Source organism: Alcaligenes faecalis, assembly GCF_002443155.1.
In the GTDB taxonomy this organism is placed as follows: Bacteria; Pseudomonadota; Gammaproteobacteria; order Burkholderiales; family Burkholderiaceae_B; genus Alcaligenes; species Alcaligenes faecalis.
Map to the genome: position 1 here is coordinate 1,469,758 of NZ_CP023667.1, position 16,164 is coordinate 1,485,921.

Below are 16,164 nucleotides of genomic sequence, written 5' to 3' on the forward strand. Positions count from 1 at the left end.
TCCGCTGCAATTGCAGGAATTTGTCAAAGCAGAAAGGGAACTTTTCAGGGAGAGGGCCGCAGGGGGCGGCCCGAAAAGAAGGGTGGGCCTCTATGAATGCAGAGGCCGAAAACAGCGAAAATACAAGGGTTTAGGCGCGCTTGTTGCCAAAAATGGATTTGGGCGAGCGGCCAAAGTAGCGCGTAAAGGCGACGGAAAAATTGTTGGGGTATTTGTAGCCGACTTGCCAGGCGGCCTGGGCTACTTGTTGGCCGGACTCCAGCAAGGTATAGGCTTTGCGCATACGCAGTTCCAGCAGCAGGCCGATAGGCGTGTTGTCGTACAGATAGCGAAAACCTTCTTTAAGTTTGTGCTCGTTAATGCCCACCGTCGTCGCCAGATACTCTACCGTGATTTGCTGGTCCAGTTGCGAGCTGAGCAAATCGCGTGCTCGCTCAACCCGCTGAATATCATCCACCGACAGCGGGGCGCTGTTGGGGGCGTCGGGCGGAGCCAGGCGGTTGAACTGTTCGGCCAGCAAGCTTAGCGCATGGATTTGCAGGTTCAGCCTGTGGTTATGGATGGGCTGCTCCGGGGTGCACGGCTGCATATAGCGTGCCAGTGCCGCCGCATGGGCCATGGTGGCCTGGCTGCTGGCATGAAAGGACAGGCGATGCAGTCCCACACAATCCATCAACTGGGTGGCGCGTTCCGGGCCCACGTATTTGTTCAAGGCCGCCTCGCTGATGACCAGCCGTAATTGCGATACGGATTGGTCCTCTTGATAGTGACGTTCCCCCCGCAGGGATCGGAAAGCCGTCACCGTGGTATGGCCTGCCTTGAACAGCAGATCTGAACTCTCCCGACCCTGATAGGCCGATTGTCCTTGCAGACCCACGGTCACCACAATGACACGGCCCGCATGGGGGCCGTTGCTTTCTTCAACCAGCGATCGGCTGGGGTGATAGTGCAAACGGCCCAACAAAAACCCTTGTTCCAGTTCCACGCATTCGGAATAGCAGTGGCCCAGTTCTTCGGGTAGTTGCAGCCGGACTCGGCCATCGCTCAGAGCGCGGCATGACCTGGGTTCATCCGTGGTTAAGCGATAGCCAAATTTGCGCGTGCTCATCATTTCTCCTGCTAAAAGCGCCTCGCATATGAATTGCTCCGTTCAGCATAGATCTTAATGCAAATAATTCTCATTAAATATATATCATTTCTAGCTGTGATGGCAGAGGGAAGGGCCATTGTGGAATTCACGGAGGTAAAAAACAGTGCTGGATCGATCGCTAGGAGAAGTCGTTTTGTCGGAGCAATTGCTGGAGTCGCATGCTCTGCAAGCCTGTTGGGACGCGCAATTGGCGGGTTTAAGTGCAGATGCCTTGAACCTGGCTTTGGGGTATGGCGTATTTGCGCATCTGGATAAGTTTATCGCTGCGGAGGAACTTGCGCTTGTGCTCAAGTGGGACGCCGACAACACCGCCTACCTGCTGGAGTTGCTGTGGAGTCTGGAGCTGCTGGAGTGTCAGTGGACCTGTCCGCGACGTTATCGCAGCCTGCCGCAAACGGCGCGTTATCTGAATCCGGGTTCGGCGCAATATTGTGGCGATGCCTTGCTGTTTCGGCATGGCGTCTTGCGCCAGGTGGGCAATCAGCTTGACGAACTGCTGCGTAATGGCAAATCGCCTCCAGCGGATCCGGCATTGATTCAGCAAGGCTGGGCAGCGGCGGCACGTTCGCAAATTGCCCAGGAACAAACGACGGTCACGGCCGAGGTGGCCTGTGAGATTTTTGGGGCAGTGCCGGAGTTCTGGCAGGCGCAACGTCTGCTGGATTTGGGCGGTGGGCCAGGACTGGTAGCCATCGCCTTGGCGCAACAGCAGCAGGACTTGAATGCCGTGGTGTTCGAGTATGAAGCGGCGGCTGCCGTCGCCCAACAAAAAATTCTTGATGCCGGTCTGGAAGCGCGTGTCAGCACCTTGGCTGGTGATCTGCTGGTGGACGATTTCGGGTCGGATTACGACCTGATCTGGTGCTCCTCCGTGCTGCATTTTGTGCCGGACATCCCCGCTTTGCTGGCCCGTCTGTATCGTGCGCTGCGTCCCGGTGGGGTGCTGGTGTGCTGTCACGCCGAAGTGCATACCGAGGTCAGCAAGGCCAGACGGATTTTGCATTACTACCTGCATATGCGTATGCAAGGCCGCCATGTGTTGCCGGAAGGGCAGTTGGCCCAGTTGCTGGAACAAGCCGGATTTGATGATGTTCAGCAGTTTGATGAGGTGCGCTTTCCGGTTGCGCCCGTCACTGCATTGATTGCGCGCAAGACGTGCAAAGGGTGATGACAATGAAGACGTGGAAAGCGTGGGGGGCGCAGCTGCTGTTTGGCTGGATGAATCTGGTGCTGGCCGTCCCCAGTATTTACCTGATGCTGGGTATGCCCCTGGTGATGCGCCAGCATGGCTGGTCCGGCACCGAGATAGGCTTGTTCCAGCTGGCGGCCTTGCCCGCCATTTTCAAGCTGGTGCTGGCCATGCCGGTGCAGCGTGTCCGCCTGGGTGGCGGACATTTTGTGCACTGGCTGTGGTTGATGGCGGTCTTGTTGCTGGCTTTGTATGTGGGCATAGGCCGCGAGAATCTGATTGATCAGCGGACCCTGCTGTTTGCCCTGACGTTTGCCATCAGCATTGTGGCGACCTGGATGGACATTCCCTTGAATGCCTTGGCCGTGCAATACCTGCCGCGCGAGGAACAGTTGCGTGCGGGCAGTATTCGTTCTGCTGCCTTGTTTCTGGGCGCGATTGTCGGGGCGGGAGTGATGGTGCTGGTGCAGGCCCGCTGGGGTTGGCAGGCACCGTTTGCCTTGATGGGCCTGGGGCTGGTGATTGGTTGTTTGCCATTTGCCTTTTTGCGTTCCAAAGCCGGTTTGCAAGCGGCTGAAACCGAGCAGGCACCGCCCGGTTTTGTTGCCGATTGGGTCAGCTTCTTCGGGCAGGAAGGGGCCAAGCAGTGGACCAGTCTGCTGCTGACCAGTTTCCCCTTTATTGGCGCTGTCTGGTTTTACCTGAAGCCTTTGATGCTGGACCAGGGCATGCCTTTGGAAGAGGTGGCCTGGACGGTAGGGATTGCCGGTGGCATTACCGGTGCTGTATTTAGCCTGATTGGTGGTCGCTTGGCCTCCTTGCTGGGTGCCGCACGTGCCATTCCTATTTATCTGCTGGCGGCCTTGCTGTCCCTGATTCTGCTGATGGTCTCGGTCTGGGCCAAGCTGGGCCCGGTGTGGCTGATCAGCAGTGCCATGTTGATTGCAGCCAGCATGGGGGCGGTGTCGGCCTTGCTCTTTGGGCTGACCATGTTCTTTACCCGCAGACAGCGCAATGCCTCGGACTACGGTTTGCAATCGACCATCTTCACCCTGGCCCGTATGGCCGTCCCCATTGCCGCTGGCATCTTGCTGGACCGTTTCGGTCAGGTTGTCATGCTGGGCGTGCTCACCCTGGGCGTTCTGTTCGCCTTTGTACTGGCCTGGCGCGTGCGCCACAGCGTTGGTGCCAGCACCGAAGTTTTGCTGCGTAGTCAGTAAGTCAGGGCCTGAAAACGCCAGCGCACACAGCTTGCGTTGGCGTTCATCGTTTTTGCTCCGTCTCGCATAGAAATTAGAACCCAAAGGCTATTGTGTCATTTTCAGTCATATTTGAGAATAAGTCTTGTTCGTATTCATATGTATTTAACCAGGAGTCATTATGACCTTGCCCCCCTTAGTTGAGCCCGGTGAGCCTTTAAGCCGCGAAGAGGTTAACCGTTATAGCCGTCACCTCTTGATTCCCAATGTGGGCATGGAAGGCCAGCGCCGCATCAAAAATGCCAAAGTGCTGGTCATCGGGGCAGGCGGCCTGGGTTCGCCCACCTTGCTGTATTTGGCCGCAGCCGGGGTGGGCACACTGGGCATCATCGACTTCGACCGGGTGGATGAATCCAATTTGCAGCGCCAGATCATTCACACCGTAGACAGCATTGAGGAGCTGAAAGTGGAAAGTGCCAAGCGTGCGATTCACAAGCTCAACCCCCACATCAAGGTAGAAACGTATACCGACAGGTTGGAACCGGACATGGCGGTCGAGCTGTTTTCGCGCTACGACCTGATTCTGGACGGCACCGACAACTTTGCGACCCGCTATCTGGTCAATGACGCGTGCATGCTGGCCGATAAACCCTATGTCTGGGGTTCGATCTTCCGCTTTGAAGGCCAGGTCTCGGTGTTCTGGGAAAACGCACCCGGTGGCATAGGCTTGAACTACCGCGACCTGTACCCCGAACCCCCACCACCCGAGCTGGCTCCTTCTTGCGCGCAGGGCGGTGTGTTTGGTGTCTTGTGCGCTTCGATTGCCTCCATCATGTCCACCGAAGCCATCAAGCTGATTACCGGCATTGGCGATCCTTTGATCGGCCGTCTGATCGCTTACGACGCACTGGATATGTGCTACCGCGAACTGCCCATCCGTCGCTTGCCTAATCGCAAGCCCGTGACCGAGCTGGGCGATTACCAAACCTTCTGCGGCCTGAATCCACCGGCTGATGCCATGGCCATCCCCGTGCCTGTCATGACTGTGCTGGAGCTGAAGGAGCGGCTGGACCAAGAACAGGCCCCCGTCCTGGTGGACGTGCGCGATCCCAATGAATGGGAAATCGTGAACATTCCTGGCGCGATTCTGATGCCCAAATCTCCCACCGTCGCTGCCGAGATTCTGGCTGCCTTTGGTCCGAATGCGGATCTGGTGATCTCGTGCCGCTCCGGTGCGCGTTCCAGGACCGTGTGCGAAGAGCTGATCAAGTTGAATGCCTCCAATGTGCGCAATCTGGAAGGCGGTGTACTGGCTTGGGTGGAGCAGGTCGCTCCCGAATTGGCGTCTTACTAAGTGCGGGAGGGAGCACATCATGGCCTTGCAGATTCGTCGTTCTGCTCTGGAGCAAGTTCTGAATCATGCCAAGCAGGATCATCCCATCGAGGCATGCGGACTGATTGCCGCCCAGGAGGGCTCGCTGGTGGCCGAACGCGTGCTGCCCATGCAAAACCGGGCGGCCTCGGAGGTGTTTTATCAGTTCGATTCGCGCGAGCAATTTCAGGTCGACCGCCGTCTGGATGAGGACGGTCAGGAGTGCTGCGTGATCTACCACTCCCATACCGCCAGCCAGGCTTTTCCCAGCAAGGACGACATTGATTTTGCGGGCCATCCCGAACTGCATTACCTGATCGTGTCCACTTGGGACCAAGCCACCGTGCCGGTTCGATCCTTCCGGATTATCGACGGCGGTGTGACCGAAGAAACCATTGTGATTGTCTAGGGAACAGCGTCGCTCCCCCAAGGGCGCGTGCGTCCCGGCTGTTGGAAACCACTATTTCAAAGGAGTTTTAAGCATGTCCATTTCAGTCTCTATCCCGACCTTGCTGCGTCCACTGACGAACGGTGAGAAGAAAGTCCAGGCCCAGGGCGCTTCGGTAGGCGAAGTGATCGAGCATCTTGAAGGTCAGTTTCCCGGCATCAAGGCACGTTTGATGAGCGGCGAAGACCTGCATCGCTTCGTGAACATTTACGTGAACGAAGAGGACATCCGTTTCAGCGATGGCCTGAAAACCGCCACCCGCGCTGGCGACAGCCTGACCGTACTGCCTGCCGTAGCAGGGGGCTAAGACCGTCTGGTCTGGATTTTCATGGCGCAAGTGCTGGTTTCTGCAATCAGCACTTGGCGTACGCATCACTCTGGTTTGGAACTATGTCTGAATTACTACATGGCTGCGGATTACGTTGGCAGATGGGCTCACAGTCCCCGTATTGGCCGGGCTTGTCCGCTGCCTTGAGCCGTCAGGCCCGATTGCTGGGTTTGTCCGAGCAAGCCGCACGCCAGCAAGACGAAGCAGCATTCAGCCTGCATTCGCCTGATTTTGGAACGATTAGCACGCGTCTGGAAACCGAGGCAGGTGGCATGACGCAAGCCGCGATCAGCGAGCTGAGCATGCAGGCCGCCAGCGGTATCTTGTCCGTGCATGGACGCTCCAGTGGCCCGTCGGGCACGCTGGGTCTGGATTATCTGGCTGTACTCAGTTCAGCCATGAGCCTGCAGGCGACCTTGGCGGCCGCCTTGGGTCAGTTGCGTGGCGGACGTTTCTCCACGGTGTCGGTCTCGCCCTTGGGTTGTGGCTTGCTCAGTATCGGTCAGTATCTGGCTGGGGCAACGGCGGCTCAGGATCCCGAGCAGTTATTGGCAGGCAGTTACGATCCCGGCTTGCGGCCACCCTTTATTTCGCAGGACGGTGTGGTCTTTGAGCTGGAAACGCTGGACCCCCGACCCTGGCGCGCCTTTTGGGAAGCGGTGGGTGTACCGGCTGATCTGGCTGGCCAGGCCTGGAAAGCGTTTTTGCTGCGCTATGCCAAGGCGGTGTGCCCCATGCCAGCGGCGTGTTTAAGCAGCCTGCAAACCCTGAACTTTGGCCGTTTGCAGGAACTGGCCTTGCAGACCGGCATGGCCATCTTGCCGGTACGTACCCCGGCTCAACGCCAGAGCGATAGTGATTACGCGGCCTTGGCCGGTCTGTGGCAGCACCAGACTCATACCGCGCCCGGCTCATTGCGCACCTTGCCGTCCAACGCCGATTTGCCCCTGCGCGGTTTGCGGGTGGTGGAGTCCTGCCGCCGAATTCAAGGGCCTATTGCCGGTCATTTGCTGGCGCTGCTGGGGGCGGAGGTGATTCGTCTGGAGCCGCCCGGTGGCGATCCCTTGCGCGCCATGCCTCCGTGTGTGGATGGCTGCTCGGTGCGCTTTGATGCGCTCAATCAATTCAAGACGGTGCAGGAAGTGGACATCAAGTCGGCACAAGGCCGCCAGGCCATTTACGAGCTGGTGAGCGAGTCCGATGTGTTCCTGCATAACTGGGCACCGGGCAAGGCGGCCGAGCTGCAGCTGGATGCCCAGGACCTGCACGCGGTGCGCCCGGATCTGGTCTACGCCTATGCGGGCGGTTGGGGCCAGGAGCAAGTGGACGCGCCGGGTACGGACTTCACGGTGCAAGCCTGGTCGGGCATTGCTCACACCATTTCTCAAACCTCGGATGCACGGGGTGGGTCTTTGTTTACGGTGCTGGATGTGCTGGGCGGGGTGATGGCCGCGCTGGGTATCAGTGCCGCCTTGCTGCGCCGGGGCCTGAGCGGGTCGGGCTTGCGGGTCGACAGCTCTTTGCTGGCCACGGCCGATCATCTGGCCCAGGCCGTTTCTCCCATCAGTAAAACCGGCGTGTCGGCGGTGTTCCAGACGGGCGAGGGCTTCATGGTCATCGACTGTCAGGATCAAACGCATCTGCATGCCCTGGCCGGGTGGTTGAATGTGTCGCCCGATGCCGTCTGGACGGTCTTGCCGGATCGTCTTCTGTCCCAGTCTGCCCTGAGCCTGGAAGCGCAACTGGATGTGCTGGGCATACCGGCCCGCCGTGTCTATAGCAATCTGGCGCAACTGCGTGCTGATCCACGCCTGGCTTCCCATTTCCATGACAAGGGCTATTCGTCTGTTAATTCTCCCTGGAGGTTTTTATGAATCACGCTGGCATCATCGATCTGGTCCCTGCGTCATTGCGCCAACGCTGGATAGAGGACGGTACCTACCCGAACAAGCCGGTCTTTACGCTGTTCGCGGAAAAAGCCCAGGCTCATCCGGACAAGCTGGCGGTGCTCTCGCCGGAAGGCAATATCAGCTATAGCGCCTTGATGGACGCGGCTCTGCGTCTGGCAGGCAGCTTGCGTCGGGCAGGGATTATGGCGGGCGACGTGGTGGCGTATCAGCTCAGCAACCATTGGGTGTGCTGCGCCATTGATCTGGCCGCCGCTGCTTTGGGGGCGATTGTGGCGCCTTTCCCACCCGGACGGGGCAAGCTGGATATTCAGTCGCTGGTGCGTCGTTGCGATGCACGGGCGGTGATTGTGCCGCATGAATATGCAGGCATTGATTTGTGCGAAGTGATCGAGTCCTTGCGGCCTACGCTGCTGTCCTTGCGTGTCCTGATTGTGCAAGGCCCATCGCGTCCGGGCTGGATGACTTTGGATTCCTTGTTCGAGGGCGAGCCTTTGGCCTTGTCCGAATTGCCGGTGGTGTCACCCAATTCGCCCGTGCGCTTGCTGGTGTCTTCGGGCACCGAGTCCGAGCCCAAGCTGGTGGCCTATTCGCATAATGCGCTGGTGGGTGGACGCGGCCGATTCCTGCAACGCATTTCTCCCAATGATGTGGAGTTCCGGGGCATGTATCTGGTGCCGCTGGGTTCTTCATTTGGCTCTACGGCCACCTTCGGCGTGCTGTGCTGGCTGGGTGGTTCTTTGGTGGTCTTGCCCAAGTTTGATGTGCCTAGTGCGATTGCCGCCATCAATGCCTTCAAACCCAGCTTTATTCTGGGCGTGCCCACCATGTTCCAGCGTATTGCGGCTGCACCTGAACTGGAGAAGGCTGATAAAGCCAGCTTGCGCGGCTTGATTGTGGGTGGTTCAGTCATTGACGAAGCCACAGTACGCCGTTGCGTGGAAGCGTTTGATTGCGGCTTCATCAGCCTGTACGGCTCGGCCGATGGGGTGAACTGCCACAACACGCTGGACGATCCCATCGAAGTGGTCTTGAGCAGTGTGGGGACCCCCAATCCGCAAGTGTGCGAGATCCGTCTGATTGATGACGAGGGTGCCGAAGTGCCGCAAGGTGAAGTAGGCGAAATCACCGCACGTGGTCCCTTGAGCCCCATGCAATATGTGAACGCCCCGGAACTGGATGCCCAGTATCGGGACGAGCAGGGTTGGGTGAAAACGGGCGATCTGGGTTACATCAATGCCCAAGGGCAGTTGGTGCTGGCGGGCCGCAAGAAAGACATCATCATTCGTGGTGGTGCGAACATCAGCCCGGTGCAAATTGAAGGTTTGGTCATGGCTCACCCGGATGTGGTTACCGTGGCTTGCGTGCCGGTCCCCGATGCGGATCTGGGTCAGCGTATTTGCTTGTGCGTGACAGTGCGTGAAGGCGTGCCGCGTTTCTCCCTGAAAGAGATCACCGACTTCTTGCGTGAGCAGGGTCTGGAAGTGAACAAGTTGCCCGAGTATCTGCGCTTTTACCGCAGCTTGCCGCTGACGCCTGCGGGCAAGATCGACAAGCGCGCCTTGGCTGCTGATGCTGCTGCATTGGGTTCCGGGGCCAAGACTGCAGCGGGGATAGCAGCATGAGCCACCTTGCCATCTCCAGCGCGGCCTTGAGCCGCAAGCTGCGGCAGTTTGTGGATACCGAGATCATCCCCAACGAGGTAATTCTGGCACAGGGAGATAATCTGGCCCGCGAGCTGACTCTGGACCTGACACGCCGCGCTCAACAGGCGGGTTTGTTCGGCAGTTTTTACCCCATGCATCGCGGCGGTCGGATCGCCAGTTTGGTCGAATACTTGCCCGTGGCTGAACAGGAAGGACGCTCCGAATATGGCCCCGGCATTTTCGGGGCAGATGCCACGCTGGATGCGTATATGTTGAGTCATCATGGCTCGGCCAGCGTCAAACAGCGCTTTCTGACGCCCTTGCTCAAGGGCGATGCAGTGTCCAGTTACGCCATGTCCGAGCCGGACAGCATTGGTTCCATTCCGGCCACCATGCAATGTCAGGCCCGCCTGAAAGACGGGCAATGGCATGTGAATGGCCGCAAGTGGTTTATTTGCCGGGCGCAACTGGCCAGCTTCGCGACCGTGGTGGCGCGCAGCGCGGACGGTCCCGTGAATGAGTCCTTGTCCATGGTGATCGTGCCCACGGATGCGGCGGGCTTTAAAGTCGTGCGCCCCTTGCCTTTGCTGGGACGTTATCAGGGGCAGAACGAGCTGCTGTTCAACAATGTGACCGTGCCGGAGGACTATGTTCTGGGCAGCGCCGGGCAGGGCATTGCCTTGATGCAAAAGCGCCTGGCTCTGGGCCGTATTCTGCGATCCGTGCAATGGTTGGGCTTGGCGCAACGCAGCTTTGAAATCATGTGCGAGCGCATTCATTCAGAGCGCGGAGAACTGGCCCGTCTGGCAGACAAGCAACTGGTTCGGGCGCGGGTCTATCAGGTGTATCGCGCCATTACCTCGGCTCGGTGCTTGCTGCGTGAAGCCGCCGTCAAGTTCGATGCGGGCTTGCCCAATTCCGTGGAGGTGAATGTGGCCAAGCTGGCGGCGTCGGATGCGGTCAGCGAGGCGGCAGATTCCGCTATCCAGATCATGGGGGCCGAAGGGCTGGCCGATTGGAGCCCCTTGTCCGGCATTTACCGGGCAGCGCGTACCACGCATATTCTGGATGGGGCGGACGATGCCTTGATCAGTACGGTCGGCAAGCACTTGCTGCAAGCCCACTACGCCATTCAGGAGACGGCAGACATGAACAAGGCAGTCGCATGATGCTATCGACACGGGCAAGCCGTTCTCCCTGGGTGTTGGCCAGTTTGATGACTCTGGCGATGGGTATGCCCATGATGGTGTTCTACGCCATCGGCGTCCTGGGCCCGCAAATCATTCAGGATCTGGGCATCTCGCGCGAGCAACTGGGGTGGTTGACCACCAGCACCTTTGGGCTGGCTGCCTTGCTTTCGCCGTGGGCGGGGGCCTTGGTGCAGCGCATGGGCAATCGGCACGGTTTGTTTTTGCTGTTCCTGCTGGTGGCCATGTCCTTTAGCCTGATTGCGGTGTTGCCGGGTTTCTGGGGTGTGCTGACGGCCTTGCTCTTGTGCGGCCTGGCGCAGTCCTTGGCCAACCCGGTGACCAATCAGGCCATTGCCCAGTTGGTACCGGCAGAGCGCAAGGCGGGGCTGGTTGGTATCAAGCAGTCCGGCGTGCAGGCTTCGGCCTTGCTGGCCGGTCTGGTCCTACCCACCCTGGCCTACAAACTGGGGTGGCGGGGGGCGTTTGTGGTGTGGGTACCTGCCATGCTGTGCCTGTCCTACTTTGCCCTGCAGCTTTTGCCAGCCAGAGCCAGCACTGCAGCTGGCAGCATGTCCTGGCGCTTGCCCTGGCCCAGCCAACAGCTTTGGCTATTGATGGCCATTCAGCTGTGCGCGGGTCTGGTGCTGTCGTCCTTCATCACTTTTCTGGGTGTTTTTGCGCAGCAGCTGGGCGTGTCGCCGTACTGGATAGGGATGTTGGTCAGTGGCTTTGGGGTGATGGGGATTGTGTCCCGAGTGCTCTTGACGCCTATCGCTGCCCGCTTTGGTGATGAAACCTTGTTGCTGGGCATCCTGTTTGTCATCCCGATTGTGGCCTTGTTGCTGATGATGATGGCCGCACCGGACAGGCTTTGGCCCTTGGGAGCCGGCGTGCTGGCCATTGGCCTGACCCTGGTGGCGACCAATGCAATTGCCATGAGCATGTTGCTGCGAGATGCCCGCTTTGGAGCACCGGCTCGTACAGCAGGGCTGTTGTCCGTCGGGTTCTTTGGTGGCTTTGCCTTTGGCCCGCCACTGTTTGGTGTGCTGCTGCGCTCGCCCGAAGGCTTTGCCGCTGCCTGGCCTTTCCTGATGGGCATTCTGGTGTGCGCCAGCTTGTTGTGCCTGATTCTGTACCAGGTTCGTCGCATGGCGAAAGGGGAATGATGGGATGTCTGTAGATGTATTGGGATCAGCCAGCATAGAGTCCATTTTTGCGAATATGGACCAGGTTGCCGAGCAATGTGGGGAGCAGTTTCCCTTGTTCAGACAGTCCTCGTCCGAGCAATGGACCTTGTCGCGACGCGGCTCCTGGTTGGGGGGCTTCTGGGCGGGCTTGTGGTGGCGACGTGCCTTGATCAGTGGTCAGGAGCAGGATAGGGAGCAGGCGTTGAACTGGAGCCAGAAGCTGCAAGTCTGGCTGGAAGAGCCCAGCATCAATCGCAGCTTTGTGTTCTGGTATGGCTCCGGCCTGGGCAGCATCTGGCATGGGGATAGAGAGGCCGAAGCCCATGTCGATCAGGCTGCTCAGGCTCTGCTGAACAGCTTTGATGCCTCCAGCGGATTCTGGCCCTTGGGTTCCGGAATGGGGGGCGGGGAAGCGGGCAATCACATTTTGAATGTGGATGCTCTGGCTCCTACGCTCTTGGTGCTGGATGCGCAGGGCGGGCCGGTGGCGCGTCAGTTTGGGCAATGGCATGTGGATGCCTGCCTGCGTTATCTGCAGAAGCGCAGCGGAGCCTGGCGGGATACGGTCTTGCTACGCGGGAACGATGTGCTGGCCGAGCAGGGGGCTGAAACCTGGCAACGAGGGCAGGCCTGGGCCATGTTGGGTATGGCAACCGCAACGCGCTTGTATGACAGAAAGTCCTATGCTCAAGCAGCCCTGAATGCCTGCCGATATTGGCACGAGCGTTGGGGGAAGTTTGCGCATGGCTTTTTGACGCAAGAGTCCCCACTGAGCCCGGTAGACCGTTCAGCCTGGGCGATTGCTTCTTTGGCCATGTATGAGCTGTGGCAGATTCTGCCGGAACAGCAATGGCTGCACGAGCAATCGCGCTTGTACCTGGATGCCTTGCTGACTCCCGAGTTAAGTGAGACAGGGCGCTTTGTGGGGCATCTTTATAAAGTTGCACCGGGGCAGTCTGAACTGGTGGAATCGGCCTGCGCCAGCTTCTTTTTGCTGGAGGCCTTGCTGGCGCATTCGGCTTGATGCGCTTACAGGTCGGTTGCTTGCTTTACTGAACAGGGGCATGGCGTGTCGATAACAAACAGGCCAAAACACAGAAATGGTTTTGGCCTGCTTTGCATTTGACGATGCAGCGTATCAGGAAATCTGTAAAGATCCGGTCGCACCCATCAGCAGGTCGATCACATCCGGTGCGGTAATGATCTCAAAACGCGGGTCCATCTGCTCGGCGCTCAGGCCGTTATGCAGCATGCAGGACTTGCACACGGCCACGCGTCCACCTTGCTCCAGATACTTCTTCAACAGATCTGCGGCCGGTTCAAAGGGTGCGCCAATACTGATAGGTTCGGCGGCACCGGGTACACCCAGCGCGACTCCTTCAGCCATCAGAATCAGGCAGGCGCTATGTCCTTTCTGAACCGCATTGACCGCCATGGTCAGGGCTACGGTTACCTTATCGGGATTGCCCTGTGCATGAAACAGCGTGGATACGAAAGCAGCGGGTTTAGGCATCACAGTTCTCCTTGGTTTCGGTTCAAGACTTGAATTCGTTGAATGCTGCAACGGCATTGGCGGCGTACATCACGGACGGGCCACCGCCCATATAAATCGCCACGCTCAAGGCTTCGTGCTCTTCTTCCAGACTGGCTCCCATCTGCGCCAGATTGCTGGAAATACCTTGGGTCAGTCGCTTGTAGCTAGTTTCACTCATGCATAACTCCTGTCGTATTAACAAAAGCAAAGGAATGCTGAAATTATTGACTGCATTAATTAAGTATATGCTAAATTAATATTTATCTAAATTAATAAGCAAGAAAAGCTGGATAAACCATGATCCAAAGCAAATCGGACATCGAGCTCTTACAAGAGAGCGCTGATCAGGCCGCGGCCTTGTTGCAAGCGGTGGGCAATCCCAAACGCCTGGTGATCTTGTGTCTCTTGATTCAGCAAGGCGAGATGAGTGTAGGAGCACTGAACGAGATGGTGGCGCTAAGCCCTTCGGCCCTGTCACAGCATTTGGCGCGTATGCGCCAGGAAGGCCTGGTCAGCTACCGGCGCGAGGCGCAGACCTTGTATTACCGCATTGAGGATCCGAACGTCGCCAAGTTGATTGGCACCTTGAAAGATATTTTCTGTCCCTGAGCCTGAAGGCCGCAGGGAGCAGGGCGCATCGCCTTCCAGCCATCGCCCGACCCGTTTTTCCCTTGCTTCTTTGTTGAAAGGATTCGCCATGAAAAGCAATGTAGGTGGTTTGGATCGTATTGTTCGTATCGTTGTGGGTGTGGTGCTGATTGCGCTGGCAGCCACGCAGGTCATAGGCTGGTGGGGCTGGCTGGGCCTGATTCCCCTGATCACGGGCCTGGTCGGTTTTTGCCCGCTGTACCCCATGCTGGGTCTGAGTACCTGCCCGCTGAAAAAGCGTCAGTAAATCAGTCCCCATAGCCCAATAGCGGGCCATTCCCACCTGCTCCTTGAGAGGATTCATTCGGCTCAAGGAGCCTTTTTATTGCCTGAGAATCGGCTTTGCCCAGCGGATGCGTGGCGGCCAAAGCAAGGCGCTTGGCTGGCCTTTTCGCCAATGTATGATACAAATCTGTTCAATGTGGACATTGTTTAGGTGTATTTATGTCTGGCAACAACGCTGACACGGGCAAGAGCAAAAAGATTCTGATCATTGCTGGCCCGAACGGGGCAGGCAAGACGACGTTTGCGCGCTCTTTCCTCCCGGCCGAGGCGGAGGTGCTGCGCTTTATCAATGCAGATCTGATCGCAGCGGGCCTGTCTCCGTTTGCACCAGAAAGCGCGGCCATCAAGGCCGGTCGTTTGATGCTGGATGAGCTGAAAGAAGCGGTTCGCCTGGGCGAGAGCTTCGCGCTGGAAACGACCTTGTCTGGCCAGGGCTATGTGCGTCATATTGAAAAATGGCAGGCGCAGGGCTATCGAGTCAGCTTGTATTTTTTAAGTCTGCCCGATGCGGATATGGCGATCGCGCGGGTGGCAGAACGGGTACGTCAGGGTGGTCATAACATCCCCGAACCCGTCATTCGTCGCCGCTTTGCGGCTGGCATGAAGAACTTCCTGCATCATTATCGGGATACCGTGGATGATTGGGTTTTGTACGATAACGCAGGTAGTGTGCCAGTCCTGTTGGAGTGGGGAGAGAAAGATGAATAAAGAAGATATTTCCAAAGCAAAGAACCCGGACTTGCGGGCCTCCCTGGCCGCTCTGGAGCGTGCCGCGCAGTCGGCACGTTTTGTGGCCATGCAAACCAATACCTCGGTGGTGTTGGTGGAGAACGGCAAGATGATCAAGCTCTCTGCAGAGCAATTGCGGCAGGAAGTCTGCAAAAGCTGATGACGTTGGGATGCTATCGCTGTTCTGGCCTGCTCATACGGTACTTTTATTTCTGCTGAGCGGCCGATTTCTTGACGTGCTCAAGGGGGCGATGGGTCTTGTAGAGCGACTTGGGGTGGTCGCATGAATATCCATATAGAGCATTGAATTAGCCTGGAAGCAGGCTGGTGGACTGAGTTGCTACTGCAGTCTGCCAGGCACTCTTGCCATACAGATCGGCCTCAGACCATGCCTGCATCCTGCCCTGCATCGAGGTACTGGCTCAAGGTCGCCAAAAACTCCGAAGGTGGATAGGCAAAGGTCTTTTTAAAGGCCACTGAATACGCGCTCAGGCTTTCATAGCCGCTTTCCAGCGCCGCCTGCGTGATGGACTTGCCTTGCAGCAGAAACTGGATCGAGGCCATCAGCCGCATCTGCTGCCGCCATTTCCCCAGATTCATCCCCGTGCTTTTCAGAAAACGCCGATGCAGGGTTTTCGGCGTCAAGGCGTATTGCTGCGCCACCTCATCCATTGTTTTTTGCTGGGCGGGCGAGCGCACCAGATCTTCGCAAATCCGCCGCATCAACTCATCTTCTGGCCAGGGCAAATGAAAAGGCAGGGGATGCAGCACGCGCAGCTCTTCGATCAATAGCTGGCCCAGCAGTGCGTCTCGCAAAGGTGGGTTTTCTTGCGGAATCACCTGCACCAGTGCGGCAATCAATTCACGTACCAGTGGCGTGACATGGATCACGCAATCGTGGTCCGGCAGTTGCGCGGCCAGAATTTCATCAATAAACAGACCATGCACATTCACTGCGGTGGTGGCATTGAGCTGATGCGGCACACCGGGTCGCAACCAGACGGCGGTGGTGGGTGGCACCAGCCACTGACCGGTATCGGCCTGCACCAGCAGTACGCCTTCAGTGGCATACAAAAGATGCCCACGATGGTGGCTATGGCGGGGCACTTCATGCCCGGCCGGGTAATGCTCGATCACCCCGCTGACCAGCAAGGGCGAGGTATCGGAGTGCGACAAGTCCAGCGCCCGCCCACCGCGTTCAGGGGATGCGTAGCCCATGTTCAGAAATGTCCAAAAAGATAAAACAAATGACTATTTTTTGATAGAAAGCCAAGTGCCTTGCAGTCTAAATTGCTTTTATCGTCTTCATCAAGCATCTTGGGATTGAACCTGCTGTGACTCATTTGCACTTG

18 protein-coding genes are annotated in these 16,164 nt (G+C 57.9%); 14 read left to right on the forward strand and 4 right to left on the reverse strand.

The window, feature by feature from the left end; translation table 11 throughout:
• Positions 1 to 130 precede the first annotated feature (130 nt).
• Positions 131 to 1,108 (reverse strand): helix-turn-helix domain-containing protein, encoded by a 978-nt coding sequence (locus tag CPY64_RS06735; protein ID WP_052362840.1) that lies wholly within the window; start codon positions 1,106 to 1,108, stop codon positions 131 to 133.
• Between the two features lie 175 nt (positions 1,109 to 1,283).
• Between CPY64_RS06735 and CPY64_RS06740 the strand changes: the two genes are divergently transcribed.
• From CPY64_RS06740 to CPY64_RS06785, 10 genes are all read left to right on the forward strand, one after another.
• Positions 1,284 to 2,318, forward strand: a complete 1,035-nt coding sequence (locus CPY64_RS06740) for a methyltransferase domain-containing protein (protein ID WP_042479993.1) — start codon at positions 1,284 to 1,286, stop codon at positions 2,316 to 2,318.
• Positions 2,319 to 2,323: 5 nt separating this feature from the next.
• On the forward strand, positions 2,324 to 3,559 hold the full coding sequence (locus CPY64_RS06745) for an MFS transporter (RefSeq protein ID WP_042482042.1): 1,236 nt from the start codon (positions 2,324 to 2,326) through the stop codon (positions 3,557 to 3,559).
• A gap of 160 nt (positions 3,560 to 3,719) precedes the next feature.
• The gene (moeB, locus tag CPY64_RS06750; protein WP_042479995.1) at positions 3,720 to 4,892 is read left to right on the forward strand and encodes a molybdopterin-synthase adenylyltransferase MoeB; all 1,173 of its coding nucleotides are present in this window, start codon (positions 3,720 to 3,722) and stop codon (positions 4,890 to 4,892) included.
• Positions 4,893 to 4,911: 19 nt separating this feature from the next.
• Positions 4,912 to 5,319: a M67 family metallopeptidase gene (locus CPY64_RS06755; RefSeq protein WP_042479999.1), complete on the forward strand. Its 408-nt coding sequence runs from the start codon at positions 4,912 to 4,914 to the stop codon at positions 5,317 to 5,319.
• Positions 5,320 to 5,392: 73 nt separating this feature from the next.
• The gene (locus tag CPY64_RS06760) at positions 5,393 to 5,665 is read left to right on the forward strand and encodes a MoaD/ThiS family protein (RefSeq protein ID WP_003801260.1); all 273 of its coding nucleotides are present in this window, start codon (positions 5,393 to 5,395) and stop codon (positions 5,663 to 5,665) included.
• An 83-nt stretch (positions 5,666 to 5,748) separates the two neighbouring features.
• A complete protein-coding gene (locus tag CPY64_RS06765) occupies positions 5,749 to 7,560 on the forward strand; it encodes a CoA transferase (RefSeq protein ID WP_042480003.1) in 1,812 nt (603 codons plus the stop codon).
• Complete coding sequence (locus tag CPY64_RS06770) at positions 7,557 to 9,218, forward strand: AMP-binding protein (RefSeq protein WP_042480006.1); 1,662 nt, start codon at positions 7,557 to 7,559, stop codon at positions 9,216 to 9,218. The genes CPY64_RS06765 and CPY64_RS06770 overlap by 4 nt, the downstream gene beginning before the upstream one ends.
• Complete coding sequence (locus tag CPY64_RS06775) at positions 9,215 to 10,408, forward strand: acyl-CoA dehydrogenase family protein (protein WP_042480008.1); 1,194 nt, start codon at positions 9,215 to 9,217, stop codon at positions 10,406 to 10,408. The genes CPY64_RS06770 and CPY64_RS06775 overlap by 4 nt, the downstream gene beginning before the upstream one ends.
• The gene (locus CPY64_RS06780) at positions 10,405 to 11,595 is read left to right on the forward strand and encodes an MFS transporter (protein WP_021446681.1); all 1,191 of its coding nucleotides are present in this window, start codon (positions 10,405 to 10,407) and stop codon (positions 11,593 to 11,595) included. The genes CPY64_RS06775 and CPY64_RS06780 overlap by 4 nt, the downstream gene beginning before the upstream one ends.
• Positions 11,596 to 11,599: 4 nt before the next feature.
• On the forward strand, positions 11,600 to 12,640 hold the full coding sequence (locus CPY64_RS06785) for a hypothetical protein (protein WP_042480010.1): 1,041 nt from the start codon (positions 11,600 to 11,602) through the stop codon (positions 12,638 to 12,640).
• 114 nt (positions 12,641 to 12,754) lie between these two features.
• Here the strand turns inward: CPY64_RS06785 and CPY64_RS06790 are convergent, their stop codons facing one another.
• Entirely contained in the window at positions 12,755 to 13,129 is a 375-nt protein-coding gene (locus tag CPY64_RS06790; RefSeq protein ID WP_042480014.1) for a DsrE family protein, read from the reverse strand.
• A 22-nt stretch (positions 13,130 to 13,151) separates the two neighbouring features.
• Positions 13,152 to 13,328, reverse strand: a complete 177-nt coding sequence (locus tag CPY64_RS19100; RefSeq protein ID WP_165589465.1) for a carboxymuconolactone decarboxylase family protein — start codon at positions 13,326 to 13,328, stop codon at positions 13,152 to 13,154.
• A 119-nt stretch (positions 13,329 to 13,447) separates the two neighbouring features.
• Between CPY64_RS19100 and CPY64_RS06795 the strand changes: the two genes are divergently transcribed.
• The 4 genes from CPY64_RS06795 to CPY64_RS06810 all read left to right on the forward strand — a co-directional run bounded on the left by CPY64_RS06795 (position 13,448) and on the right by CPY64_RS06810 (position 14,972).
• Positions 13,448 to 13,759 (forward strand): ArsR/SmtB family transcription factor, encoded by a 312-nt coding sequence (locus CPY64_RS06795; protein WP_026482752.1) that lies wholly within the window; start codon positions 13,448 to 13,450, stop codon positions 13,757 to 13,759.
• 88 nt (positions 13,760 to 13,847) lie between these two features.
• Positions 13,848 to 14,045: a YgaP family membrane protein gene (locus CPY64_RS06800; RefSeq protein ID WP_042480017.1), complete on the forward strand. Its 198-nt coding sequence runs from the start codon at positions 13,848 to 13,850 to the stop codon at positions 14,043 to 14,045.
• Positions 14,046 to 14,242: 197 nt separating this feature from the next.
• Entirely contained in the window at positions 14,243 to 14,791 is a 549-nt protein-coding gene (locus tag CPY64_RS06805) for an ATPase (RefSeq protein WP_009454582.1), read from the forward strand.
• Positions 14,784 to 14,972 carry a hypothetical protein gene (locus CPY64_RS06810; RefSeq protein WP_009454580.1) on the forward strand — a complete coding sequence of 63 codons (189 nt, stop codon included), beginning with the start codon at positions 14,784 to 14,786 and terminating at the stop codon, positions 14,970 to 14,972. Before CPY64_RS06805 ends, CPY64_RS06810 begins: the two co-directional genes overlap by 8 nt.
• A gap of 221 nt (positions 14,973 to 15,193) precedes the next feature.
• On the opposite strand, the gene CPY64_RS06815 is transcribed toward CPY64_RS06810, so the two are convergent.
• Positions 15,194 to 16,030, reverse strand: a complete 837-nt coding sequence (locus CPY64_RS06815; RefSeq protein ID WP_042480022.1) for an AraC family transcriptional regulator — start codon at positions 16,028 to 16,030, stop codon at positions 15,194 to 15,196.
• Positions 16,031 to 16,164: the final 134 nt, after the last annotated feature.